This window comes from Mesorhizobium sp. BHbdii, assembly GCF_053848045.1.
This window is the reverse complement of sequence record NZ_JBSPKX010000017.1, coordinates 1-22637: the sequence shown is the minus strand read 5'-3', so window position 1 is coordinate 22637 and position 22637 is coordinate 1. Positions and strand designations below refer to the sequence as shown.

General features: G+C 62.5%; 27 protein-coding genes and 5 pseudogenes. 26 read left to right on the top strand and 6 right to left on the bottom strand.

The features are described from left to right. Positions 1–12: 12 nt before the first annotated feature. Positions 13–975, bottom strand: coding sequence for an NUDIX hydrolase (locus ACWTU8_RS30960; protein WP_455851133.1), 963 nt, complete (start codon positions 973–975; stop codon positions 13–15). 171 nt (positions 976–1146) lie between these two features. Between ACWTU8_RS30960 and panB the strand changes: the two genes are divergently transcribed. The 4 genes and pseudogenes from panB to ACWTU8_RS30940 all read left to right on the top strand — a co-directional run. Beyond that, complete coding sequence (gene panB, locus ACWTU8_RS30955) at positions 1147–1992, top strand: 3-methyl-2-oxobutanoate hydroxymethyltransferase (RefSeq protein ID WP_455851132.1); 846 nt, start codon at positions 1147–1149, stop codon at positions 1990–1992. Next, the gene (gene panC / locus ACWTU8_RS30950) at positions 1989–2870 is read left to right on the top strand and encodes a pantoate--beta-alanine ligase (protein WP_455851131.1); all 882 of its coding nucleotides are present in this window, start codon (positions 1989–1991) and stop codon (positions 2868–2870) included. Before panB ends, panC begins: the two co-directional genes overlap by 4 nt. Positions 2871–2923: 53 nt before the next feature. Next, positions 2924–3237 (top strand): annotated as a pseudogene (locus tag ACWTU8_RS30945) (Dabb family protein). Next, positions 3207–3401 (top strand): annotated as a pseudogene (locus ACWTU8_RS30940) (transposase); the annotation flags it as partial. The pseudogenes ACWTU8_RS30945 and ACWTU8_RS30940, both read left to right, overlap by 31 nt. A gap of 87 nt (positions 3402–3488) precedes the next feature. On the opposite strand, the pseudogene ACWTU8_RS30935 reads toward ACWTU8_RS30940, so the two are convergent. Together ACWTU8_RS30935 and ACWTU8_RS30930 are read right to left on the bottom strand one after the other, a co-directional pair. Next, a pseudogene (locus ACWTU8_RS30935) lies at positions 3489–4326 on the bottom strand (transposase); the annotation flags it as partial. 196 nt (positions 4327–4522) lie between these two features. Beyond that, positions 4523–4777: a hypothetical protein gene (locus ACWTU8_RS30930; protein ID WP_455851130.1), complete on the bottom strand. Its 255-nt coding sequence runs from the start codon at positions 4775–4777 to the stop codon at positions 4523–4525. Positions 4778–5425: 648 nt separating this feature from the next. On the opposite strand from ACWTU8_RS30930, the gene ACWTU8_RS30925 reads away from it, so the two are divergent. The 7 genes from ACWTU8_RS30925 to ACWTU8_RS30895 all read left to right on the top strand — a co-directional run bounded on the left by ACWTU8_RS30925 (position 5426) and on the right by ACWTU8_RS30895 (position 10852). Beyond that, the gene (locus tag ACWTU8_RS30925; RefSeq protein ID WP_455851129.1) at positions 5426–6175 is read left to right on the top strand and encodes an electron transfer flavoprotein subunit beta/FixA family protein; all 750 of its coding nucleotides are present in this window, start codon (positions 5426–5428) and stop codon (positions 6173–6175) included. A 24-nt stretch (positions 6176–6199) separates the two neighbouring features. Further along, complete coding sequence (locus ACWTU8_RS30920; protein ID WP_455851128.1) at positions 6200–7129, top strand: electron transfer flavoprotein subunit alpha/FixB family protein; 930 nt, start codon at positions 6200–6202, stop codon at positions 7127–7129. A gap of 167 nt (positions 7130–7296) precedes the next feature. Continuing rightward, positions 7297–8049: an MBL fold metallo-hydrolase gene (locus tag ACWTU8_RS30915; protein ID WP_455851127.1), complete on the top strand. Its 753-nt coding sequence runs from the start codon at positions 7297–7299 to the stop codon at positions 8047–8049. Between the two features lie 504 nt (positions 8050–8553). After that, positions 8554–9282 (top strand): LuxR family transcriptional regulator, encoded by a 729-nt coding sequence (locus tag ACWTU8_RS30910; protein WP_455851126.1) that lies wholly within the window; start codon positions 8554–8556, stop codon positions 9280–9282. 92 nt (positions 9283–9374) lie between these two features. Beyond that, positions 9375–10001, top strand: a complete 627-nt coding sequence (locus ACWTU8_RS30905; RefSeq protein ID WP_455851125.1) for an acyl-homoserine-lactone synthase — start codon at positions 9375–9377, stop codon at positions 9999–10001. A 40-nt stretch (positions 10002–10041) separates the two neighbouring features. Next, positions 10042–10299: a transcriptional regulator domain-containing protein gene (locus tag ACWTU8_RS30900; RefSeq protein ID WP_455851124.1), complete on the top strand. Its 258-nt coding sequence runs from the start codon at positions 10042–10044 to the stop codon at positions 10297–10299. A 64-nt stretch (positions 10300–10363) separates the two neighbouring features. Then, positions 10364–10852: a DUF2285 domain-containing protein gene (locus ACWTU8_RS30895; protein WP_455851123.1), complete on the top strand. Its 489-nt coding sequence runs from the start codon at positions 10364–10366 to the stop codon at positions 10850–10852. 114 nt (positions 10853–10966) lie between these two features. Here the strand turns inward: ACWTU8_RS30895 and ACWTU8_RS30890 are convergent, their stop codons facing one another. Both ACWTU8_RS30890 and ACWTU8_RS30885 read right to left on the bottom strand, forming a co-directional pair. Continuing rightward, positions 10967–11557, bottom strand: a complete 591-nt coding sequence (locus ACWTU8_RS30890) for an IS110 family RNA-guided transposase (RefSeq protein ID WP_455851122.1) — start codon at positions 11555–11557, stop codon at positions 10967–10969. A 493-nt stretch (positions 11558–12050) separates the two neighbouring features. After that, on the bottom strand, positions 12051–12332 hold the full coding sequence (locus ACWTU8_RS30885; protein WP_455851121.1) for a DNA -binding domain-containing protein: 282 nt from the start codon (positions 12330–12332) through the stop codon (positions 12051–12053). A 118-nt stretch (positions 12333–12450) separates the two neighbouring features. Between ACWTU8_RS30885 and ACWTU8_RS30880 the strand changes: the two genes are divergently transcribed. The 12 genes and pseudogenes from ACWTU8_RS30880 to ACWTU8_RS30825 all read left to right on the top strand — a co-directional run bounded on the left by ACWTU8_RS30880 (position 12451) and on the right by ACWTU8_RS30825 (position 19144). Beyond that, on the top strand, positions 12451–12684 hold the full coding sequence (locus ACWTU8_RS30880) for a helix-turn-helix domain-containing protein (RefSeq protein ID WP_455851120.1): 234 nt from the start codon (positions 12451–12453) through the stop codon (positions 12682–12684). 376 nt (positions 12685–13060) lie between these two features. Continuing rightward, positions 13061–14022, top strand: a pseudogene (locus ACWTU8_RS30875) (ArdC family protein). After that, positions 14019–14222, top strand: a complete 204-nt coding sequence (locus ACWTU8_RS30870) for a hypothetical protein (RefSeq protein WP_455851119.1) — start codon at positions 14019–14021, stop codon at positions 14220–14222. Before ACWTU8_RS30875 ends, ACWTU8_RS30870 begins: the two are co-directional and overlap by 4 nt. Before the next feature lie 14 nt (positions 14223–14236). Beyond that, positions 14237–14656 carry a DUF2958 domain-containing protein gene (locus ACWTU8_RS30865; RefSeq protein ID WP_455851118.1) on the top strand — a complete coding sequence of 140 codons (420 nt, stop codon included), beginning with the start codon at positions 14237–14239 and terminating at the stop codon, positions 14654–14656. Between the two features lie 77 nt (positions 14657–14733). Beyond that, complete coding sequence (locus ACWTU8_RS30860) at positions 14734–15324, top strand: ParB/RepB/Spo0J family partition protein (protein ID WP_455851117.1); 591 nt, start codon at positions 14734–14736, stop codon at positions 15322–15324. After that, positions 15228–16379 carry a hypothetical protein gene (locus ACWTU8_RS30855; protein ID WP_455851116.1) on the top strand — a complete coding sequence of 384 codons (1152 nt, stop codon included), beginning with the start codon at positions 15228–15230 and terminating at the stop codon, positions 16377–16379. The genes ACWTU8_RS30860 and ACWTU8_RS30855 overlap by 97 nt, the downstream gene beginning before the upstream one ends. A 529-nt stretch (positions 16380–16908) precedes the next feature. After that, positions 16909–17232 (top strand): DUF736 domain-containing protein, encoded by a 324-nt coding sequence (locus ACWTU8_RS30850; RefSeq protein ID WP_455851115.1) that lies wholly within the window; start codon positions 16909–16911, stop codon positions 17230–17232. Between the two features lie 155 nt (positions 17233–17387). Beyond that, positions 17388–17657, top strand: coding sequence for a helix-turn-helix transcriptional regulator (locus tag ACWTU8_RS30845; RefSeq protein WP_455851114.1), 270 nt, complete (start codon positions 17388–17390; stop codon positions 17655–17657). After that, positions 17654–17932: a hypothetical protein gene (locus tag ACWTU8_RS30840; protein ID WP_455851113.1), complete on the top strand. Its 279-nt coding sequence runs from the start codon at positions 17654–17656 to the stop codon at positions 17930–17932. The genes ACWTU8_RS30845 and ACWTU8_RS30840 overlap by 4 nt, the downstream gene beginning before the upstream one ends. Further along, positions 17929–18192, top strand: coding sequence for a S26 family signal peptidase (locus ACWTU8_RS30835; RefSeq protein ID WP_455851112.1), 264 nt, complete (start codon positions 17929–17931; stop codon positions 18190–18192). Before ACWTU8_RS30840 ends, ACWTU8_RS30835 begins: the two co-directional genes overlap by 4 nt. Beyond that, positions 18180–18638 carry a lytic transglycosylase domain-containing protein gene (locus ACWTU8_RS30830; protein ID WP_455851111.1) on the top strand — a complete coding sequence of 153 codons (459 nt, stop codon included), beginning with the start codon at positions 18180–18182 and terminating at the stop codon, positions 18636–18638. The genes ACWTU8_RS30835 and ACWTU8_RS30830 overlap by 13 nt, the downstream gene beginning before the upstream one ends. Then, on the top strand, positions 18578–19144 hold the full coding sequence (locus tag ACWTU8_RS30825; protein ID WP_455851134.1) for an Lrp/AsnC ligand binding domain-containing protein: 567 nt from the start codon (positions 18578–18580) through the stop codon (positions 19142–19144). The genes ACWTU8_RS30830 and ACWTU8_RS30825 overlap by 61 nt, the downstream gene beginning before the upstream one ends. A 56-nt stretch (positions 19145–19200) precedes the next feature. Here ACWTU8_RS30825 and ACWTU8_RS30820 read toward each other — a convergent pair whose 3' ends face one another. Continuing rightward, the gene (locus tag ACWTU8_RS30820) at positions 19201–19446 is read right to left on the bottom strand and encodes a hypothetical protein (protein ID WP_455851110.1); all 246 of its coding nucleotides are present in this window, start codon (positions 19444–19446) and stop codon (positions 19201–19203) included. A gap of 128 nt (positions 19447–19574) precedes the next feature. Between ACWTU8_RS30820 and ACWTU8_RS30815 the strand changes: the two are divergent. The 3 genes and pseudogenes from ACWTU8_RS30815 to ACWTU8_RS30805 form a co-directional block, all read left to right on the top strand. Next, positions 19575–19760, top strand: a pseudogene (locus tag ACWTU8_RS30815) (helix-turn-helix domain-containing protein); the annotation flags it as partial. A 1373-nt stretch (positions 19761–21133) separates the two neighbouring features. Beyond that, on the top strand, positions 21134–21790 hold the full coding sequence (locus ACWTU8_RS30810; protein WP_455851109.1) for an antitoxin Xre/MbcA/ParS-like domain-containing protein: 657 nt from the start codon (positions 21134–21136) through the stop codon (positions 21788–21790). A 314-nt stretch (positions 21791–22104) separates the two neighbouring features. Further along, on the top strand, positions 22105–22637 hold a 533-nt coding region (locus ACWTU8_RS30805), incomplete at its 3' end, for a porin (protein ID WP_455851108.1).

Genomic DNA, 22637 nt, shown 5'->3' with positions numbered 1-22637 from the left:
TGAGTATAAGAGTCAACCCCGCGCCAGCGGCAATTTTGCCCCCGCAACCTCTCCCTCTTCGAGCACTGCGTGGCGGAAGCGATAAAGCTTCGCCGGCCGGCCACCGGTCTCCACGCTGCTTTCGCCAGTCTCCTCGACCAGTTCGTGCTGCTCAATGAGGCGACGGAAGTTAGGCTTGTGTATGAGCCTGCCGGCAAGCGCCTCCACGGTTTGCTGCAGTTGAAGCAGGGTAAAGGCCGGCGGCATCAGTTCGAAGACGACCGGCCGGTATTTGATCTTGGAGCGCAGCCGCGCAATGCCGGTCGCCAGGATGCGGCGATGATCGGCGACCATGGACTTGCCGCGAACCGGCGGGGGGAGGACCGAACCGCGTGTCGCCTCTTCCACCAGCGCTGCTTCGTAAAGCAGCTCGTAGCGCTTGAGTGCGAGGTCCTCGTTCCACGGGCGGTCGTCGAAGCCGAAGGCGATTGCCGCCCGCCGCCGGCGCTCGAGGCGCGTCGCACCGTCCGCGCCATCCGCCCATTTGAGCAGGCGCGGTCGAAAGATTTCCCCCACCATCTGCGGCGTTCCAGCACGGTGGTCCTCCCATGGGAAGTAGTCGTACCAGCTTTGCCAGCCGGACCTGGACGGAGCGGCTGCATGTTCCTTGCGGGTGAGGGCGAGATAGCTGATGGAGATGACGCGCTGCTCGTGCTCGGTGCCGGCCCGGTCCCGATCGGCGAAAGTGTAGAGCTGCTCGATATAGCCCAGCGGGTGACCGGTCTGCTCTTCGACCCATGCCCTAAGACCGGACTGCAGCGATCGGTGCTCGTGCGCAAGCGGACCGGAGGGCAAGGTGTCCGCCTGTTCGATGGTCAGCACACAGGGCTCATTGTCGCTCACCGCAACGACAACGGCGGTCAGGTCGACCATGGCAGTGTCGGCCTTGCCGGCGGCGGCTCTGCCATTTTTTGTGCCTTTTGCGCGATCGTTCATGGTCCTGAAATGCCTGGACGGAGCCGAGAAGTAGCTGAACCGATTGAATTTTGTTCTCACCAATAACGGTCAGCGCGTCAACTCACATGCCCTGCCAATTTAGCCTTCGCACCTGCACAAAAATATGCCAAAGGCGACACCGCGGTGGGTGACGTGAGGGAAGGAGACGTCGTGAGCGCAACGGGACAAACCAGGGCTCTTACGCCACCGGACATTGCCGCGCGCAAGGGCAAGGCGCCGCTCGTCTGCCTGACGGCCTATACGACCCCTATCGCCCGGCTCGTCGATCCCCATTGCGACGTGGTGCTGATGGGCGACAGCGTCGGCATGGTTCTCCATGGCCTTCCCTCGACGCTCGGCGTCACGCTCGACATGATGATCATGCACGGCAAGGCCGTGCGCCGCGGGCTCGAACGCGCGCTGATGGTCGTCGATATGCCCTTCGGCTCTTATGAGGAAAGCCCGGAGCAGGCCTTCCGCAACGCGGCCCGTGTCATGGCCGAGACCGGTTGCGCGGCCGTCAAGCTCGAGGGCGGCGAGGCGGTTGCCCAGACGATCCGTTTCCTCACCGGTCGCGGCATCCCGGTGATGGCCCATGTCGGCCTGACGCCGCAGGCGGTCAACACCTTCGGCGGCTACCGCGTCCAGGGCAGGGGCGAGGACGGCGAACGCATCCGGCGTGACGCGTCGGCCGTGGCCGAGGCGGGTGCTTTCGCGGTGGTGCTCGAAAAAGTGCCCGAGGCGCTCGCCCGCCGGATCACCGAGGAAATCGCGATCCCCACCATCGGCATCGGCGCCTCGGCGGCCTGTGACGGCCAGATCCTCGTCGTCGACGACATGCTCGGCCTGTTCGGCGACTTCCGCCCGAAATTTGTCAAGCGCTATGCCGAGCTGGGAGACGCCGCATCGGCCGTGATCGCGGATTATGCGCGGGAGGTGCGCGAGCGCCGCTTTCCAGAGGCCGAGCATGTGTTCGGCGAGGAGCCGAAGACCGTCAAGGGAGAAGAAGCAGCATGAGCATACCCATCATCAGGACCCTTGACGACTTGCGCAAGACGGTGGCCGTATGGCGTCAGGAAGGCCTCAGGATCGCCGTCGTGCCGACCATGGGCGCCCTGCACGCGGGCCATCTCAGCCTGGTGCGCGCCGCACTTGAGCGGGCCGACCGAGTGATCGTGACCCTCTTCGTCAACCCGAAGCAGTTCAACAACGCGGCCGACCTCGCCGCATATCCGCGCACCGAGCATGAGGATGCCGCCAAGCTCGCGCCGCTCGGCGCCCACATCCTCTACGCGCCGGACGGAGCGGAGATGTATCCGGAAGGTTTTGCCACCGCCGTTTCGGTGAGCGGGGTGAGCGAGTGCCTGTGCGGGGCCTATCGGCCGGGGCATTTCGGCGGGGTGGCGACCGTCGTGGCAAAACTCTTCCACCAGACGGGTGCCGATCTCGCCTTCTTCGGCGAAAAGGATTTCCAGCAGTTGCACGTCGTGCGCCGCATGGCCCGCGACCTCGACTTGGCGATCGAGATCGTCGCCTGTCCGACGGTACGCGAGGAGGACGGTCTGGCGATGTCGTCACGCAACGCGCGCTTGTCGCCGTCGCAGCGGCAGGCCGCGCCAAAGCTTGCCGCGATCCTTTTCGAAGCGGCCGCGCGCATCGCCGGCGGAGCGCCGGTCGAGGCCACCCTCGAGGAGGCGCGCTCGGCGATCGCCGCGGCAGGCTACGCCCGCATTGAGTATCTTGAGCTGCGGGCCGAGGACGACCTTGCGCCGATGCAGACGTTTGACAGACCCGGGCGCCTGCTCGTGGCCGCCTGGCTCGGCGAGACGCGGCTGATCGACAACATCGAGGTCCTGCCCCACCACGATCTCTCGCGCTCATATCGCACGCCTTGAGCGAGCCCAGATATGGGTCAGCTCGTCTAACGAAGCCAGCTGAAAGTCAGATCATGATCCGCCATATCGTCTTTTTCACTGGCAAGAGCAATGACAATCTTGGGATATGCTTGCGCTGCTGACGAACATTCCGCACGCACGCCTGCTTGAGATTGGCCGCAACCGCAGGAGCGATCCCCTAAGCAAGGAAATCGAATTTGTCGTCTAAGGCGAATTCGACAGCGACACCGAGCTTGCTGATTACAAGGCGCATCCGCTTTACCGGGCGACGATCAAACGGGTGCGGCCGCTGCGCGATTGCGTCTTGCCGCCGGAGGGCAGCGTTGATTCGAGGGTATGGAATGGGGGTTCTTCGCACCGTTCCTGATCGAGAACCGATCGCGCGGCGGTCGGCGGCCGCAGGATCACCGCAAGGTTCTGGACGGCGTCTTCTGGATCACCCGGACTGGCTCGCCCTGGCGTGACCTGCCCGCCGAGTTCGGAAACTGGAACTCGGTCCATCGCCAATGTAGCCGCTGGACCGCCGCTGGACCGATTGTGTTGAAGAAGTCGGCGATGAAGCCGATGGTCACGTCTTTCTAATGCCTCGCGATCGCGGCGGCAGCGCCCCTGATCGCCTTAAATGGCGAGCACTGGTGCGCTTAGGCTGGAGAGCTTCGCTAATTTCCTGAGATTTTGGGCGATGGCCGCGAGGTGGAACTCATCCCGGGCTCCGCAGGGCCCTCGCAATCGCAAGCGGTCGAGCTTCAGGATGCGCTTGAGGTGCGCAAACAACATCTCCACGCTTCTTCCGCTGGTAGCGTGAGGTCTGGTAGGCGTGGTCTTGGCGATATCGCGAGCCATGTCGCGCGCGCCGTCGTAGATCGAGCGCATCACCTTGCGCGCCGGCGCATTCGGACAACATCGCGGTTTCAGCGAACAGGCATCGCAGTCCAGCTTGCTGGCGCGATATCGCATGAAGCCTTCGTCATCGACACCGTCACGGGGTGAGGTGAACCGGCGAAGGTACTGCCGCAATTCCTTACCACCCGGGCAGCGATAGCTGTCGCTTGCGTGGTGGTAGGTGAAGTCCTCGCGTGAGAAGGTGCCGTCCTTGCGCTTGGACTTGTCGAAGACCCGGATATGCGGCTCGATCCCGCGCTCATGCACCAGCCAGTTCAGCATCTCGGCTGAGCCGTCGCCGGTGTCGGCAATCAGCCGCTCCGGCCACAGGCTGAGATTGTCGTGCGTCCGCTCGATCATGGTCTTGGCGGCGGTCATCTCGGCCTGACGCACGGCAGTCGAGGGCTCCACGTCCACGATGATGGCGTGCTCCATTCGTGCAATATGCGTAGACGGCCGGGCCGTCCCAAGAGGCGGTCCAGCGCGCCGCCGGATCGACCGGCGACACGAACTTGGGTTCCACCGGTGTGGCGGCCCCGAAGGCGGATCGTCGAGCGTGGGAGATACTCCGCCACGGCCCGCTTGGCCGGCCCGCAAAAAGGCCCCCGCGAGGTGGCTCAGATTCACCGTACCCGCGCTGACCATCCCAGATCAGCACAACCAAAGTGTGGCGGCGGTCTTGGCTCAGGTCTACACAGCGCGATAAAGTCGCCGCGAGAGCGTCGGGAGCAAGGGACATCGAAGGATCCTTCTTTGGCGAGACGAATCCTTCATTCCAACTGATTCTCGACCTCCCACCAAATCACTGTCGTGTAGTGTGGACGGGCACTAAAGCTAGAGATGGGCTCAAGGATCAGCTTCAAAGCCATTTGCACCAGTCGGTCGGTCAGCGTGGGAATACCGAGCGGGTGGAATTTTCCCGGCTTGCCAGGCTTCGGCATCATCCGTTGCCTGACAGGTTCGGGCCGGTAGTACGCCGCATCGGCCATCCGTGCCGGGTGTCTGGTTGCCGTGATTGCGGACAAGCCTTTCCCATACCCGCAAGGAGGACCTTGAGACGTCGCCTGATGACGCCGTTATCGCGCAGCCGCTTCAGGCGCCGCTGCACGGCGGTCGCTGAAAGTTTCGCAATCGCACTGAACTGGTCAACCGATTGTCCTTCTGAACTGCGGTCATATGCACACATGGATGCGGTCGATTCCACGACGAATTCCTGCATCAAATGGCCAAGATTAGCCGGATATGTGGTCATCTGGATGCAATTTGGCTGATCCTTCTTCCTAATGACAAGGTAAGTTTTCATTTGCGGTACGTGCTCACAAGGCGCAGATAGCGCCGGTGATCTCGACATCTCGGTCGAGACCACACGGCGAGCGGCTGATGACCAAGGCGCAGTCCCGCGGAAGCGATCGAGGAGGCGAGGTGAGAGATTCTCACGGCGAGCTCACCGGGGTCGAATATTGCGAACTGCGGAGATGGCGATCTCGCACCTCTGGACGAAGCTGACCGGCCGGGTCGTCTTTTTGTCTCGGGCTGCCTTGGCGAGGTGTGCCTCATCGACAATACGCCGGCCAAACTGCGAGAGAACGCGCTTAGGTCGCGTTCGGGATATTGGGGTCGAGCGAATGATGTCGAACCCATCGCCGGTATGGACGATAATTCGGGAGGATGTGATGAAGCTACTCGTCCCGGTCAAGCGGGTTGTCGACTTCAACGTGAAGATCCGGGTCAAGTCGGACGGGTCGGGCGTGGAGCTTGCCAATGTGAAGATGTCGATGAACCCGTTCGACGAAATCGCGGTCGAAGAGGCGATCCGGCTGAAGGAGGCCGGCAAGGTCGAGGAGATCGTCGTCGTCTCGATCGGACCGCAGCAGGCGCAGGAAACGCTGCGCACCGCGCTCGCCATGGGCGCCGACCGCGCCATCCTGGTCAAGACCGAAGGCGAGACCGAGCCGCTCGGCATCGCCAAGGTCTTGAAGGGCGTGGTCGAGGCCGAACAGCCGGGCCTCGTCATCCTCGGCAAGCAGGCGATCGACAATGACGCCAACCAGACCGGGCAGATGCTCTCGGCGCTGCTCGGGTGGAGCCAGGGCACCTTCGCGTCGAAGATCGTGCTTGAAGGCGACAAGGCCAAGGTGACGCGCGAAGTCGACGCCGGCCTGCAGACGGTCGAGCTGAAGATGCCGGCGATCGTGACCACCGACCTGCGGCTCAATCCACTGCGCTATGCCTCGCTGCCCAACATCATGAAGGCCAAGAAAAAGCCGCTCGACGAGAAGACGCCGGCCGACTACGGCGCCGACGTTGCGCCGCGGCTGAAAGTTCTCAAGACCGAGGAGCCGGGCGGCCGCAAGGCCGGCGTCAAGGTCAAAACCGTCGCGGAACTGGTCGACAAGCTCAAGAACGAAGCAGGCGTATTGTAGTCAAAGGCGATAGGAGCAAACAAAATGGCTATTCTTCTGATTGCCGAACACGACAATGCATCGCTCTCCGACCAGACCGCCAAGGCGCTGACGGCAGCCCTCAAGATCGGTTCCGACGCCGACATCCTCGTTGCGGGCAAGGGCTGCAAGACAGTCGCCGATCAGGCGGCGAAGCTTGCAGGCGTGCGCAAGGTGCTGCTTGCCGAAGCCGACCATCTCGAGAATCGGCTCGCCGAGCCGATGGCGCAGATGCTGCTCTCGCTTGCAGGCATCTACGACACCTTCGTCGCGCCGGCCACCGCCAATGGCAAGAACATCATGCCGCGCGTGGCAGCCCTCCTCGACGTCATGCAAGTTTCGGACGCGATCGAGATCGTATCGGCCAATACCTTCAAGCGGCCGATCTATGCCGGCAATGCCATCCAGACTGTTCAGTCGCCGAATGCATGGAAAGTCATCACCGTGCGCACGGCATCGTTTCCAGCAGCCTCCCAAGGCAATTCGGCTGTCGTCGAGAGCTTCTCGGCGGCAGCCGACCCCGGAGTATCGAGATTTGTCGAGAACCGGCTTTCGCCTAGCGAACGCCCCGAACTCACCTCCGCCGGGCTCATCATCTCGGGCGGTCGCGCGCTCGGCTCGGCAGAGAGGTTCCAGGAGGTCATCCTGCCCGTGGCCGACAAGCTCGGCGCGGCGGTCGGGGCTTCCCGCGCGGCTGTCGACGCCGGCTACGCGCCGAACGACTGGCAGGTCGGCCAGACCGGCAAGGTCGTCGCGCCCGACCTTTACATCGCCTGCGGCATCTCCGGCGCGATCCAGCATCTCGCCGGCATGAAGGACTCCAGGGTCATCGTCGCCATCAACAAGGACGAGGAAGCCCCGATCTTCCAGGTCGCCGACTACGGCATCGTCGGGGATCTCTTCGTGATCCTGCCCGAACTCGAGAAGGCGCTGTAATTCCCGCTAACGGCGCAGTCGAGGCCTGTGCATCCCGCGACTGCGCGCCCAATCGGCTCAAATTGTACCCGGGACATCGGGACTGAATGCGAGAGATAAGCCGTTTCCGACAAGAGGCAGAACCTGAACGCGCGCGCTTCCACGAGGTCGCGCCCGGAGTTCGTCGCATGGTGGCCGCGAATGCCTCGCAGATGACCTACCACGGCACGAACACCTATCTGATCGAGGCGCCCCATGGGCTCTACGTGCTTGATCCGGGTCCGGCCGAGGACGAACGGCATTTTGATGCGATGGTTTCCACGCTAGGCGGGCGGGGTGCGGGCATTATCGTCACGCACCATCATTCCGACCATTTCGGCGCCGTATCGCGCCTGCAGAAGGAAACCGGCCTCAAGGTCTATGCCTCTGCCTTTTTCGCGGACGATACCTTCCGCCCCGACTCGCCGCTGTCTGACGGCGACCGCGTCGCCGGGCTTGCGGTCGTGCATACGCCCGGCCACGCTAGCGATCATCTTTGCTTCCGGCGCGATGATGGCGTGTTGTTCAGTGGCGATCACGTCATGGCCTGGAACAGTTCCATAGTCATGCTCCCGGACGGCGATATGGCTGCCTATTGCCGCCAGCTCGAGCGGCTCATCTCGGCGAAGGACCGGCTTTATTTGCCGGGGCACGGACCGCCGCTGACTGATCCGATCCCCTATACACGCAAGCTTCTGGAACAGCGGGTACAGCGCGAAGACGCGATCTGGAGGCAGATCGCCAAGGCGTCTGCGACAGCCGGGGAGATTTCAAGGACCCTTTACCGGAAGACCGACAAGCGGCTTGCCTGGGCGGCGGAGCGCAATGTCGAAGCCCATCTGGACAAGCTCGCGAAAGAAGGACACGCGAGGCGGGACGGCGACAGATGGCTGGTGCTTTGACATATCCGCGGGGCGCTGCCCCGCGGGTTGCAACGTCGTCACCGATTGGGGCGGGCAGATCGTCCCCAACGGACGTCGGCCCATTGAGAATCGCCTCCCAAGGCGGCCCGGCAGCGAGCTTAGTCTCCTGCCGGGCATTTAATTCGCTGTGTGTCTGCGCACTAGCCGTTTTGAGGTTCTTATTTAGCGGCGACGCTATTTTGAATAAAAAAAGATGATGAATGCTAAGCAACGCGACCTCGAACCTCTAGAAACCTCGCCGGCTGGTTTTGATGAGACAATCTTGGACGGCTCGCAGCCAGACAGCTGCCGGTGCCATAAAGTCGGCTGAGGACTGGCGAAACCGGCTGGAGACAATTATCCAAGATCAGCTCGTGTATGCGCGACAGCCGAATGATCCCTGTGACTGCGCTTCGCTGCTGAACGCCAAGCGCTTTGATGAACCTCCTGCGCTTGCGGCATCTATGGCGGGACAACCTCCGCCGTGTGTGGTGTGGATTAGGTATGCATAACGTCTTCCATACATTTGTCGAGCAACTGGCAGATAGCGTTGACACGATCGACCTCCGCAACACGTTGGCTGAGACGGCCGCTTCGCTCGATCTGCCGTCTTTCGCCTACCTCTTCCCTTCGCCCCGGTCGGGCCGTGGGACGGACCTGATCTCGACCTATCCCCACCCCTGGACATCCCACTACCTGCACAGCCGTTATGAAGATATCGACCCGGTAATCCTCCAGGCGCGCTGCCGTCAGGAAACCTTTAGCTGGGGAGCGGACGGCGGCGATTTCAGCTTGTCGACGCTACAGCAACAGTTGTTTGACGAGGCAACGCAATTCGGCATTCGCTGCGGCTTCACCATCCCGATCCATGACCGTCGCGGTCTCTTTGCAGCACTGACTTTCGCGTCCGATGAAAGGCAGCCTCTGTTTTTGCGCGTGATCGACCGGTACGAACGCGAGCTGCAGCTCATCGCGATCTACTTCCATGTCCATGCCCGTCGTAAGCTGGCCGACGGCCGGGCGGTCGATGGCGTTGCTCTGACCCGAAGGGAGCTCCAGTGCCTGCAGTGGGCCGCTCGGGGCAAGTCGGCATGGGACATCGCTCACATCCTGGGGATCAGTCAGCGCACCGCAGCCTTTCATCTCGACAACGCCAAGAAAAAGCTTGGCGTGCGGACCCGCACTCAGGCCGCCATTCGGCTGGCAATGTCCAAGCCATCCGATTTCAAATAACGTTCCTCTCAACCTGTGCACATGCACAGGATGAATTGGCCCCGGCCTTCCCCTCCAATCGCAGCAGTTGTTCATGCGAGGAGAAGGCCGCCATGATGCAGTTGATCACGCCGGATCGGTATGGTGAGTTCGCCGACGAGCTCAAGGAGATGCACCGCTTGCGGCACCGCGTCTTCAGTGACCGGCTCCAATGGGACGTTTCGGTCAGCGGTGGCTATGAGGTCGACTCCTTCGATGCGCTGGGTCCCCAGTATTTGCTGCTGCGGGCGCCGACCGGGCGCATCGATGGCTGCGTCCGCATGTTGCCGACCACCGGACCGACGATGCTGCGCGATAGCTTTTCCATTCTCCTCGGACACCGTTCGCTGCCGGACGATCCACGGATTTGGGAAAGCAGCCGTTTCGCGCTTGATCTCCCGCCTTCTGCGCCGAAACAGGCAGGGATCGCCCTCGGCACCTACGAGCTGTTCGCCGGGATGATTGAGTTTGGCCTGTCGCGCGATCTGCGCAGTATCGTCACCGTCACCGATCTGCGCATAGAGAGAATCCTGCGTCGCGCAGGCTGGCCGCTCGAACGGTTGGCCGATCCCCAAGCAATCGGCAATACGCGCGCCGTTGCCGGATGTCTCGACGTCTCCACCGGCAGCCTGGCAGCCATCCGTCGCAATGGCGGCATCAAGGGACCGGTGCTGTGGGCGCCGGTAATGAAGGCCGCCTGACCCTCGGCATGTGATCCAGTTCTACTTGGAAATCGATGAAATGGGCGAGACGAGACTTGGCCCTGCCTGGCCGGACTGGCAAGACGACGGCGCATACGAATATACGGCGCGCCTGACGAGGTGCGGCTGGGCCTGGGAGTTCCTCAGGCGCAATCCGGATTTCCAGAAAGATCTGGCGGTCGCTCTGCGCCACGCCGAATGTTCGCAAGCCCGGTCCGTGGTCATAATAAGGCTGGCCTCGACCACTGTCGATCTTTCGCGGTGGGGGCTTCTGTTTTGCAAGTTCGCTCGAGAGTGATGCGAAACTCTTCTGGTGCCCCCGCCAATGTCCGCACGTTCTGTCCGTTGCCGCGCAACGTGCAGTGGGGTCGCCAAGCATAGACTCGCTCGATCTCGCCACGCTCTTCTGCCGGACCTCGATCCTCCTGACGGGGGACGGGCATCAGCACGTCCTGGTCGAGGACGGTGGCAGGAGCTTGCAGCTGGCTGCCTCCGGGACCAACCTCCTCGAACCTGCGCGATTGAATTCCACAGTTCTCTGGCCGCCCACTCATGTGAAGCAGCGTCTGAATGGGCTCGAATGTTTGAACAGCATCCGGTGGACCGGAAAGCTCCCGTCGAGATTCTTTCCGGCCGAGCCTCGCCGCGCGCGGTTGCGTTGGGTCCTGCGTGCCCTCGACGGTTCCATCACTGGCGCGCCGCATCGCGAGATCGGCATCGCCCTCTTCGGGAAAGCCCGCGTTGAGCGCGACTGGGCTGATCCTGGTGACCATCTGCGTGATATCGTGCGCCGCGCCATCAAACGCGGACGCTCGCTCATGAACGGTGGACATAGACGGTTTCTTCTGTAGCGGTCGCCGGCTTTTGATGCGGTGGACGCACTCGCCAGCAGCGGGCCTACCCCGGGGATCTCCATCAACCTGCGACCCAGCTCGGTCTCTCGCGCACTCGCCCGGACCCTGCGATCATTCTCGAGGATCTGTGCCTTCACGACCATGAGCTGTGCCTCGAGCATCCGCAAGCAGAGCCGTGCGTCGGCTGGCACCCTCTGGTCGTTCGTTGATGACGACGAGCAGTTGCTCGATTCCATTCCGCCCGATCGGCGCCACGATTCCGAACTCGGAGAGAGGTGCGCGCAACGCGTTCGATAATTGGGTGCGCTGGCGGTTGAGCATCAATCGAACCCGGTGCAGCATCATCACGCTCTGCTGCTCTGGCGTCTTCACTGGCACGAAGCGCATGGTTGGCCGGGTCGCCGCCTCGCAAACGGCCTCTGCATCGGCGGCATCGTTCTTCTGCCGCTTCAAATAGGGCTTCACGTACTGTGCAGGGAGCAGCCGCACATCATGGCCTCGTGCAGCCAGCTCTCTCGCCCAATAGTGCGAGGAACTGCATGCCTCGATCCCGACCAGACATCGCGGCAGCTTCTCGAAGAACCCCAGCACTCGCCCACGGGTCAGCTTCCTTCGAATGACAACCTGGCCCACGGCATCTACGCCGTGGACTTGAAACACGGACTTCGCGATATCCAGACCAATCGTCGTACCCTTGTCCATCTCAGCTCTCCTCCAGCTCTGGCCCAGCGACTATAGCCGCAAGGCGGAGGAGAGCCGTCATCCGCTATGCCGAGCGGCACGGCACGAGGCAACCTGGCTCGTGCAGCTGATGGCCCGACGAACGACGAAGGCTGCAGCGGTCGCGCTCCAACAAGACCGCCCGGATGGTCTGGGCACTGATGACCAGCGGTGCGCGCTACAAGGAGCCGATCATCGCGTAGAACGACACAAGGCGCGCGATCGCCGACGAGGTTGGAAAGGGCGGATAGGAGCTAATGCACAAAGCCGGTTGAAACCGCCGGATCAGGAAAACCCACTGGGGCCGTGCACCTCGAGTGCGAGCTTTCGATCGGGACCTGAGCCGCCCGAATGGCATTATGGCCAGCGGCACATGAAAGGCCGCACATACAGGTCGGATACATGGCCGCACCAACCAGCAACTGCGAACGCTCAAATAGCCCTTGCCAACGGAGAGCCGTCCATACACGGCCCCTTAGCCCGAAAACAGCTCCTTATATCCCGTCGTCACGAGCCAGTGCACCCGGTCGAGATGGCTGCGGACTGACTTCCGGGCGCGAGCCGGCTCCTTCGCTGGATCGATGCCCAGTATGGCCTGCGCCATCTCTTCTTCGCTGGCATCATCGGCACATGCGTCCAGGAGCCTCAAATAGATCGTGAAGTGCTGGTTGTCATAAGCGGTCAGGCTGTCCGACCAGGGGACTTGGTCAGACAGTTCCGATATTTGAGCCTCATCAGTTTGGGTTGGTCGATTCATTGTCTGCTGCGATCCTCGCGTCCTCGCATGGTGGAGCGAAAGCAGCATATCCCAAACTGGGATAATCCGAAACCGGGATTAGTCGCTGAGCCGGTCCTTTCCCGACCGGTTCGCTTACATGCCCAAATCTCTTCGATCGCCCCGCCACCAGCGATTTCTGGATCAGCTGATTTCGCTACGCAAGGCCAGCGGCCTGACCCAGACGCAGGTTGCCGAGAAGCTTGGTCGTCCGCAGTCCTTCGTCGCCAAATACGAAGGTGGAGAGCGGCGCCTCGATGTCGTTGAGTTTCTCGACGTGACGGCTGCGCTTGGCGTGGATCCATGCGAGATTCTGTCCAAGCTCCGGTCATAGTTGGGCGCCCGCGCGCCTGACGGCGCCCGCCGGGTGCTCGTGAACCGAGTCCGCTTTTTCTTCGACAGGCTCAGGCGGTCTCGGCCATTCGGCTTCGCTCCCTGGCGCGGAGCAGCCTGCCGGCTGCTGATGGCCGCCGGCCATGGGCCGGCGCGGTCTGTCCGTTGGCCTTTCCCGGTGGCGCGGGGTGGGCGGCACTCCCTTCTAGGCCCGCCGCGGCGGCCCGCAACCCTTCGCTTTCGCTCCGGGTCCTCCACCTCCGTTCCGGTCCTGCGGATGCAGACCGCCTTTGACGTCGGGCCTTTCCGGTCGCGTCTCGCCGCCCACCCCGCTTCCGGGGAAAGGCGCGCGAGATTTGTGAGGGGAGGACCAGACGATGCGTGCAACCGGAAAACGTTCTGCCCGTGGAACACATGGCGCAAAGAAAGGCGGCCGCCCGGGCGCGAGCCTTTATCAGGAGATCACCGACCGCATCTTGCCGAACTGGAGCGCGGCACCGTGCCGTGGGTAAAGCCGTGGGGCCGGGCCAAGGCAGGCCTTGGCCTGCCGAGGAATCCGGCCACCGGGCGCTTCTATTCCGGCATCAACATCCTGATCCTGTGGGGCGCGGTCATCGAGCGCGGCTTCCCCAGCCAGAACTGGCTGACCTTCCGGCAGGCGCTTTCCCTCGGCGGTAATGTCAGGAAGGGCGAACGCGGCACGACCATCGTGCATACCGACCGCTTTGTTCCGAAAGAGGAGAAAGAGCGTGCCAGAGCGGATGGCGACGAACCGCAGGCCGTGCCGTATTTGAAGCGCTTCACCGTCTTCAATGTCGCGCAGTGCGACGGCCTGCCGGAGCACCTCTATGCCGCCGCCGAGCTGTTGCCCGAGCGCGAAATCATCCCGCAGGCCGAGGCGCTCATGCGCTCAAGCGGCGCGGATTTCCGGATTGGGGGCGATCGCGCTTTCTACATGCCATCCGGCGACTACATGCAGGTGCCGCCGCAGCCTGCCTTCTTCGCGCAGATCGACTATTACCGCACCTGCTTTCACGAGCTTGGCCACTGGACCGGACACCCGACGCGGCTTGTACGTGACCTCTCCGGTTCGTTCGGCTCCAAGACCTATGCCCGCGAGGAACTGGTCGCCGAAATCGCCGCCGCCTTTGTCTGTTCCACTCTCGGCATCGAGCCGACCGTGCGCCATGCCGATTACATCGGCTCATGGCTGAAGGTGCTGCGCGAGGACAATCGCGCCATCTTCCGCGCTGCCAGCCACGCCTCGAAAGCCGCCGATTTCGTCCTTGGCTTTCAGGCCGATGCCGAAGGCGCGGACCGCGAGGAGATCGCGGCATGAGCAAATGCGATCCCCGCATGCTGCAGACCGAAACCACGCCGGAAGGCGAGCAGACGCTCATTCCCGGCGTTCGCCCGATCACCACGCGCGACCGCCTTGCCCTACTGGCTGACACGCCGATGCGCCCGCGCGCGGCGCAGAAGCCGCTCGATATCGGTCTCTTCGATGAGGCCGCGCGCAACAAGCTCGACCTGTTCTGACGAGGAGAATGGCCGTGATCCTGATCACCGACGAACTCCGTTCCCGGCTTCTCGCCAACGGCGCTGCCGATGCCGAAACCGACCATGTTCCCGTTGTGGAACTGTTCAATCCGGCAGGCGCCGCAACCTGGCTTCTGACCGAACTTGATGCGGACGGCGACGCGTTGTTCGGCCTTTGCGACCTCGGCTTCGGCTTTCCCGAACTGGGCAGCGTCAGCCTTGCCGAGCTTCAAATCGTCAAGGGGCCGCTTGGCCTCGGCATCGAGCGCGATCTGCATTTCGAGGCGCGGTTTCCGCTGTCGGTCTATGCCGAGGCCGCGCGCATCGCCGGCCATATAACCGAGGCCGAGCGGCTTTTGCGGCAGGTCGCCGCCGCTCTCTCGCTCCCCCTTTCCGAGCTTCCGCCCGACACGGCGGGACGACCGCGCCGCTAGGCGCAAACCGTTCCCGCCGCTCGGCCTGCGGCCTAGCGGCGGGGACTATTTTTCACACCAGCCCAAAGGAGAAAACCATGCAGCTTGCCCATGTTTCCATCGACCAGTTGAGCGTCTCGGCCATCAACATGCGCCATTCCAGACGCGCGCCGGACATCTCCGACATCCTGCCCTCGGTCCGCGCGCGTGGCGTGCTGGTGCCGCTTCTGGTGCGGCCCAACGGCACGCCGGAAACCTTCGAAATCGTCGCGGGGCGGCGGCGCTATTTCGCGGCAAAGACCGTGGCCGACGAGCGCGGAGAGGCCGAGCCCTTGCCCTGCGCCATCATGGAGAAGGGCGACGATGCCGACGCGCTGGAGGCCTCGCTAATCGAGAACATCGCCCGCCTCGATCCCGATGAAGTGTCGCAATGGGAAATCTTCACCCGGCTGATCAAGGAGGGCCGCGGCGTTGGCGATATCGCCGCCACCTTCGGCCTCACCGAGCATCAGGTGAAGCGCATTCTGGCGCTTGGCGATCTTCTGCCGAAGCTACGCGAGGCCTATCGCCGCGAGGAGATCGACACCGAGACGTGCGCCATCTCACCATGGCGTCGAAGGCGCAGCAGAAGGACTGGCTGGTGCTGTTTTCCGATCCCGATCAACATGCCCCGCGCGGCTGGCAACTGAAGCAATGGCTGTTCGGCGGCCAGTCGATCTCCACCAAGGTGGCGCTGTTTCCCATCGAGGACTATCCTGGCCTGACCGTCTCCGACCTGTTCGGCGAGGAGTGTTATTTCGCCGACGCTGACCTGTTCTGGCAAAAGCAGAACGAGGCGATCGCCGCCAGAAAGAAGGGCGGCAAGGTCGTCATCACCGTCTCGCATCGCGGCGAGGTCGACTGCCACGAGGGCTGGCTGTCGCGCAAGGAAGCCCGCCGCGCCCGCTCGCATGGCGAGGCCGGCGAGGGCGCAGAGGACGCCGAAACGCCCGCCAAGCCGTCCCGCCCCGAACTCAGCGGCCCGATGCAGAATTATGTCGATCTGCATCGCCATGCCGCCGTTCGTGTAGCCATGCTCAACCATCCGGGCGCAGCGCTCCGCCTGATGGTGGCGCATGCCATTGCCGGCTCCAGCCTCTGGCAAGTTCGGGTCGAGCCACAGCGCGCCGCGAACGAAACGGTTGCCGCGAGCGTTGCCGCAAGCCGCGCCGAAGCCGCCTTCGCCGGGAAACGGTGTGAGGTTCTGACGCTGCTCGGATCGCCGGACGAAGACGGTGCGGTCGCCGGCGGTAATAGTGATGAGTTCGCTCTGGCCAGCATCTTCGCCCGGCTGCTTTCGCTTTCCGATGACGATGTTCTGCGCGTTCTGGCTTTCGTCATGGCCGAGACGCTTGCCGCCGGCAGCGCCCTGATCGAGGCGCTCGGCAATCATCTGAATGTCAACGTCGGCGCTTACTGGCAGCCGGACGAGTCCTTCTTCGACCTGCTGCGCGACAGGGAAGTCGCCAATGCGATGCTTGCCGATGTCGGCGGCAAGCTCGTCGCGGATGGCGACGTTGCGGAGAAGGTGAAGACGCAAAAGACAATCATCCGCGACTTCCTGTGCGGCGACAACGGCAGGCAAAAGGTCGATGGCTGGCTGCCGCGCTGGATGAAATTCCCGGTCGAAAGCTACACGGATCGCGGCGGCTTCCGCACCGCCGACCAATGGTCGAAGGTCCGGCCTCTGTTCGTGTCCGAGTGATCCCGGCAGGCGGGCGGCGACGTTCTGGACGCCGCCGCTCGCCCAACTTTCAGCCAGCAATGACTGCCCGGCCAGGTCTCTCGCGGGCGCCGCGCCGCTCCGTTTTTCAGCTTCACCTGACAAGTTCGCCATGCGCCCGGTCGTGAATTCTGGCGCATGCTGTCCCGGCACGATGTCGATGTCGGCACGGCATTAAAGCGTCTCGCGATCCTGCCATCGCCTTGACCTTCTGTCGGCTGCACCGACCGCGTCGCCAGGCCGTCTCTTTGGCGCACTCCAAGGACCATTCCCCTGCCGCTGGCTTGATGACCTATGGGCGGATCCAGCCCGCCCGAAACCCTCGGCCGCCAGCTTTTTTCCCCGCCGCCTGCGGCGGCTTCCTCGCGCCGCTTCGCTTCAAAAAAGCCGCCCCGCTCGGGTCCTCCGCTGCCGCTGCGGCCCTGACGGGTTCGGGCAGGCCGGACGCGCCCATCACGGTCCGCCATCGCAGGGGAATGGTCCCCGGCGAGCACCAAAAGGAGACTTCCAAATGACCGCGATCGGCTACGTCACCAGGCAGGAAAACGGCGGCTACAAGGGCCAGCTCAAGACGCTCAGCGTCCGCGCCGACATCGACATCGTGCCCAACCAGGCCAAGAGCGCCGACACCCATCCCGACTTCCGGGTGCTGACCCAAGGGGTCGAGGTCGGCGCCGGCTGGATCAGGATCGGCGAGGCTTCCGGCAAGGACTATGTGAGCCTGTCGATTGCCGCACCGGAGTTCGGCCCGCGCAAGCTCTACGCCAATCTCGGCCGCGCCGCCGGCCAGGATGACGACGACACCTATGCCATCATCTGGAACCCGGTCGACTGACCGGCAAAGCCCAAGAGCCTCCGCGCCGTGAGCTGGCGCGGGGGCTCGCCCGCCCCAGGGCGGCGAAAACTCCCATCCGACTCTTCGCCCGTCCCGCAAGCGCTCTCGCTCGCCGATCATCGCAGCCGTCATCAGTCGGCGAAACGAGGATCATCATGGACGATGAAAACGAACGCGCCGCCCGCGCCAAGAAGGGCAGCCCGTTTCTCAACACCGCGCAGGCCGGCTTCTATATCGGGCTCTCCCAGCGCACGCTGGAGAAGATGCGGCTGACCGGCAACGGCCCCAAATTCCGCAAGCACGGCCGCTATGTCCGCTACCACATCGACGAGCTCGACGAGTGGTCGAAAGGCCACTCGCAGCAATCCAAGCCAGGGGATAATGCGAGCGGTTCCGACGCTGCCGGCGAGCGAGGCCGCCCATGAGCCGGCGGCCGTCCATCCAGCTGATCGGCAGCCGTCTGCGGCGCATGCGCGCGCGCAAGACGCTCGCCGCCGCAATCATCGGCCTCGGCGTCACGGCGCTCGCCGAACCGTCTCCCCGACTGGTGTGGAATGCCTCGGCCAGCGCGCCTGTCGGTCTTTACCGCGTGGCTGCGGCAGCGCCAGCGCGCGGCGATCTGGTGCTCGTCCGCGCCCTCAGCCGGTCGCCAGTCTCGCCGCCGAGCGCGGCTATCTGCCCCGCGGCCTGCCGCTGGTGAAGCACCTTGCGGCGCTTCCCAGCGAGCATGTCTGCGCTTTCAGCGACGCCATCATCATCGATGGCGAGATCGTCGCCCGCCGGCTCGCGACCGACACCCAAAAGCGTCCGCTGCCATGGTGGAGCGGCTGCCGGAAGCTTGGCCGTGACGAGGTTTTCCTGCTTGGCGGCGAGCAAAATCGCTCCTTCGACAGCCGCTATTTCGGGCCGGTTCCCGCTCAAAATATTGTCGGGAGGCTCGTGCCGCTATGGACCGAGTAACCCTCCTGATGCTCGGCATGACCGCCCTCGCGCCATGCGCCTGTTCCGCCTCGACCGGCGCTCAGCCGGTCGTCATCTCCCATAGTCCGCAGCTGCAACGATGGCAGGCCTTCGTCGCGGAGGCAAGCCGGCGCTTCGGCATTCCACAGGCCTGGATCTATGCCGTCATCGATGCCGAGAGCGACGGCAAGACCATGCTCGACGGCCGTCCGATCACCTCGCGCGCCGGCGCGCTTGGGCTGATGCAGGTGATGCCCGGCACCTATGATGAGATGCGCGTCGAGCACGGGCTGGGTGCCGATCCGCCCGATCCGCGTGACAGCATCCTGGCCGGCACCGCCTATCTGCGCGCCATGTATGACCGCTTCGTGATCTTGACCGGCGCATTCTCGCTGCGCTTCGAAAAAATAACAGGCTCTCGTTCTCCGAACTTGCCGACCTCGTGAGTTCCTCTGCCGCGTCATGCATGCGCCGCGTCAATAAGTTGCGCGCCGACGGGGTTATCACTGCTGACATTTCGCTGGTTGACCCCAAAGCGCTCGGGAAGTCGCTGACTGTCGTTGTTGCGGTGGAACTGGATCGCGAGCGTCTCGACCTCGTCGACGACTTCAAGCGGAGTATGCGGGCGGCAAAAGAAGTTACGCTGTGCTATATGATCACAGGCGATGCCGATTTCGTTCTTATTGTTGCAGTGGAGGACGTCGAAGCGTTTGACGTCTTCGTCAAGACCAAAGTCTACACCAACCCGAACGTCCGGGAATTCAGCATGATTGCGCTGGACCGTGTGAAGTTCGAACCTCGGCTTCGTTCTCGCGCCCTCGACGGGTCGCTTGCTGGAGCATCCCACCGCGAGATCGCTGAAGCACTGATCGGCGAAGGGCGCGTCCGGCCCACTGGAAGGGTCCTGGCGATGAATGCGCGATCGCATCCGCCGCGCCGTCACTCGCGCTGATGAATGGCGGGTACCGAGACTTCCTCGTCTAAATGGCGTGGCAATCCGCGCCGTATTCAGCCGCCGAACAGGTGCTTGCTGCCGGTCGTCACCATCCAGTTTGCGCGCTCGATTTGGCTGCGGACAGCCCGCGGGCGAGGTTCTAAGACCGGGTCAATGCCGAGAATGAGATTGGCCATGTCCCCCACGCTGGCATTGTCGGCGCAGGCGTCGAGGATGCGCAAATAAACGGTTCGATGTTGCCTGTCGTAGCTCGTGATGCTGTCTGACCAGGGAACTTCGTCAGCAATGTCTGGCTTCATAGCTCTTTTTGTTCTCGATAGGCTGGCGGCGGTTGGTTCTCGACCCGGCTGAGCCCTCGGCAACAAGCAACTATAAATAATAGGGTCATTCCTAGAACGATAATTCCTTTTCAGCGCCTATCTCGCTCGTGGATCTCAAAGAGGTCACGGCGATCAACATGCGTCGCTTGCGCCATGAGCAGGGTCTGACGCAGGAAGAGTTGGCTGCACGCGTCGGTATGCGCTATGTGGGCTCGATCGAACGCGCCCGCGTCTCCGCAAGCGTCAGTGTGCTCGGACGACTGGCGCAGGCATTCAGCGTTGATCCGTGCGAGCCTCATACAGCCGCCGCGCAAGGTTCCGCCTTCGCGATCAGCTCTTCAGGAATCCAGCCAGATTCTAGTCTAAGAGGACCCCCGTATTGTAGCGCGCCGGGTGCTCTGAACGATCCCCGCTTTTCTTCGGCAGCTCTGGCGGTCTCGGCCATCCGGCTTCGCTCACTGGCGCGGGGCAGCCTGTCGGCTGCTGAACGGCGGGACCTTCGTCCTTCGTGCGCTCGACGGGTCACGCTGGCATCCCACCGTCGCTGAGGCGCTCTTCGGCGACTGACGCCATCCTCGCGATCACATGCGCGACTGCGTCCGCGGCGTCGTCTCTGTTGGGAGCTCGACTGCGTGGTAATCCGGGCTGGGCGTCAACCGGCGAACAGTTCATTGCGATCCGCGGTCGATATAGCTCCGAACAGCCTCACGGCGGACCGGTTTAAGGATCGGGTCGACACCGAGAAATGAGATCGGCCATTCCTCTACGCTGACATTGTCGGCCAGCCATCCACGATCCGCAGGCAAGTGGTGAATGCTCTCGTCTTTGCATATCACCGCTCAGCTATCCTTCGTGAAGGTCTCCTCCACGCGTTCGAGACGAGTGACTCGGCGACAGTCAGTCCCGATATCATACCGGCGGGCAGCTACTCTCCCACCTCCTCGGCAAGGCGACCCTCATCACAGCCAGGGACAAAAACGCAGGAAAGCTGCAGCGAATCCTCGCACATTGCAGGCTTCAGCAGGAAGCGCCTCCTAATATGTAGCGTCAGCACGGGGCCTGCTGGTCGCTGGTGACAAGGACGCGGCGCCTGATCCTTCGGCTGCAGTAGTGGGCTGAGGCACCAGCTAAAACCTGCTCTTCCTGCCGGGAAGCCCGGCATGAGTGGATCGAGCGATACGCAAAATGGGACCTCCCGAGGGCGGGCTTTCACCTTAGTCATGAAGGAGGTGCAACGCACTTGATTTAACGCGACGCGGCAACAGTGAAGCCTGTATTCGCCAAAAAATGCGGAGCATCAAAGTTGCAATCACATCTACAGTTCGCTTAAATGTACAATATGTGCCGTTTGTACAAGTAAAGCTGAGAACATCGTTGCATAAAAGCAACGTCTAAATTACATATGGCTGTAGGGCAAACTTTGCATTTGCAAAAATGAGCATCATAATGCGAAGGATGCACTGCAATGTGCGTCTGTTTCGATCGTGTGGACAGGGCCCGTCGTTCATCGGCGTTCCCCTTTTTGTTGAGAGGCGCAAGTTGAAGCCGCGAGACTGCCGCTAGGTCGCGAGCATGCGAAAACGCAACACATCGCCGTCCTCCAAGCTTCAGGTCTTCAGCGCTCTTTCGGCGGCTTGATGAGGGAATGCTATTGGGAAAGCCACATATGTCTGGGTCGAGTGATCTTGCGGATGAAAAGCGCCAGAGCGAGCTTTCAAGCTTTGTCCTGAGGGAGGTGCAGCGCATTCTCGCCCAATGTGATGAGGCGAGGCAGGGTGACAGGGCCGCTGTTGCGCCTTCGGGTTCTGCTTCCGCCGATTTGACTGCCGTGGCCGCTGAATTACTTGGCAGGCTTGAGGCCGAAGCAGCGCGACGGCTGAACGCTCAGGCGTGTGAGATCGCTTCGCGGCCCCGGCCAGCCGATCATCCGCTCGGGCATTCGGTACTGAAAGATTATCCGAGAGAAGGCGCGCGCATTGCAGAGTGGGCCGGTCCAGTTGCTGGCTCGACGCATCTCGAGAGACGTTTTGGGATACCGCGGTCAACGCTGCATTGGTGGCAGCAGCACAATGATGTGGTTGCCTTTCGAAGAGGCTCCCGCAAGCATGTATTTCCCTTGGCTCAGTTCATCGACGGCAGGCCCATGCCCGGAATCCGGCAGGTGCTCTCCTCGATCTCCGATCCCAGATTGGCTTGGCTGTGGCTGATCAGTCCCTCGCCTCTTCTCAAGGGCCGCGTTCCTCTCGAATTGCTCAGGGAAGGTACGAACACAGAAGTCGTTGCATCGGCCGCTCAGGCTATTTCTCTGATTGGAGCTGTCTGACGTTGGTCAGGCGCCGGTGGTTGTTCGTGCACATTTGATGCGTACCCAAATAGTCAATGTACCAATTGTGCGGTTTGTATAAATGTATAGTTGTTCAATTTGTGCAAATAATACTGAGAATTTCGTGATAAAAATACAACTGATACTGCAAGATTTGGTCGGAAGCGGAGTTTGAACTTGCACTATTCGGTCCGGTGAATAGCGTTCGAGCCGGGAAGGATGCTTCGTGATGCGCATCTTTTTCGATCGTGGGGACAAGGGAGCGGTTCGTCCATCGACGCCTCGCCCTTTTCAAATCATTCAAGGAGATCAAAATGAACATCAAGAGCCTTCTTCTTGGCTCCGCTGCGGCACTGGTCGCAGTTTCCGGTGCGCGCGCCGCCGACGCCGTCGTCGTTGCCGAGCCGGAACCCGCTGAATACGTCCGCATCTGTGACGTCTACGGCGCTGGCTACTTCTACATCCCCGGCACCGAAACCTGCCTGCGCATCGGCGGCTATGTCCGCTACGACATCGGCGTCGGCGACATCGGCGCATTCACCGGTGCGGGGACCGTCGACGTCGAGGACGGCGACGATCAGGATACCTACTGGAAGCGTGCTCGCTTCGCGCTGAAGACCTGGACCGGCCAGGAAACCGAGCTCGGCACCTTGAAGACGTACACCGAGACCCGCTTCAATTTCCGCAACGTCCAGGGCGATACATCTCCGGTCCTCAACGAAGCCTACAGCAGAGGCGTCTCGCTGAACTTCGCCTGGATCCAGCTCGGTGGGCTGCGCGTCGGTAAGGACGAATCGGCCTTCGATACGTTCATCGGCTACGCCGGCAACGTCATGAACGATACGCT

Bases quoted from the DNA above. Each gene is read 5' to 3' on its own strand.
- ACWTU8_RS30960 (WP_455851133.1), bottom strand. From the start codon at position 975: ATGAACGATCGCGCAAAAGGCACAAAAAATGGCAGAGCCGCCGCCGGC.
- panC (WP_455851131.1), top strand. From the start codon at position 1,989: ATGAGCATACCCATCATCAGGACCCTTGACGACTTGCGCAAGACGGTG.
- ACWTU8_RS30925 (WP_455851129.1), top strand. From the start codon at position 5,426: ATGAAGCTACTCGTCCCGGTCAAGCGGGTTGTCGACTTCAACGTGAAG.
- ACWTU8_RS30920 (WP_455851128.1), top strand. From the start codon at position 6,200: ATGGCTATTCTTCTGATTGCCGAACACGACAATGCATCGCTCTCCGAC.
- ACWTU8_RS30915 (WP_455851127.1), top strand. From the start codon at position 7,297: ATGGTGGCCGCGAATGCCTCGCAGATGACCTACCACGGCACGAACACC.
- ACWTU8_RS30910 (WP_455851126.1), top strand. From the start codon at position 8,554: ATGCATAACGTCTTCCATACATTTGTCGAGCAACTGGCAGATAGCGTT.
- ACWTU8_RS30905 (WP_455851125.1), top strand. From the start codon at position 9,375: ATGATGCAGTTGATCACGCCGGATCGGTATGGTGAGTTCGCCGACGAG.
- ACWTU8_RS30900 (WP_455851124.1), top strand. From the start codon at position 10,042: ATGGGCGAGACGAGACTTGGCCCTGCCTGGCCGGACTGGCAAGACGAC.
- ACWTU8_RS30890 (WP_455851122.1), bottom strand. From the start codon at position 11,557: ATGGACAAGGGTACGACGATTGGTCTGGATATCGCGAAGTCCGTGTTT.
- ACWTU8_RS30885 (WP_455851121.1), bottom strand. From the start codon at position 12,332: ATGAATCGACCAACCCAAACTGATGAGGCTCAAATATCGGAACTGTCT.
- ACWTU8_RS30880 (WP_455851120.1), top strand. From the start codon at position 12,451: ATGCCCAAATCTCTTCGATCGCCCCGCCACCAGCGATTTCTGGATCAG.
- ACWTU8_RS30870 (WP_455851119.1), top strand. From the start codon at position 14,019: ATGAGCAAATGCGATCCCCGCATGCTGCAGACCGAAACCACGCCGGAA.
- ACWTU8_RS30860 (WP_455851117.1), top strand. From the start codon at position 14,734: ATGCAGCTTGCCCATGTTTCCATCGACCAGTTGAGCGTCTCGGCCATC.
- ACWTU8_RS30850 (WP_455851115.1), top strand. From the start codon at position 16,909: ATGACCGCGATCGGCTACGTCACCAGGCAGGAAAACGGCGGCTACAAG.
- ACWTU8_RS30845 (WP_455851114.1), top strand. From the start codon at position 17,388: ATGGACGATGAAAACGAACGCGCCGCCCGCGCCAAGAAGGGCAGCCCG.
- ACWTU8_RS30840 (WP_455851113.1), top strand. From the start codon at position 17,654: ATGAGCCGGCGGCCGTCCATCCAGCTGATCGGCAGCCGTCTGCGGCGC.
- ACWTU8_RS30830 (WP_455851111.1), top strand. From the start codon at position 18,180: ATGGACCGAGTAACCCTCCTGATGCTCGGCATGACCGCCCTCGCGCCA.
- ACWTU8_RS30820 (WP_455851110.1), bottom strand. From the start codon at position 19,446: ATGAAGCCAGACATTGCTGACGAAGTTCCCTGGTCAGACAGCATCACG.
- ACWTU8_RS30810 (WP_455851109.1), top strand. From the start codon at position 21,134: ATGTCTGGGTCGAGTGATCTTGCGGATGAAAAGCGCCAGAGCGAGCTT.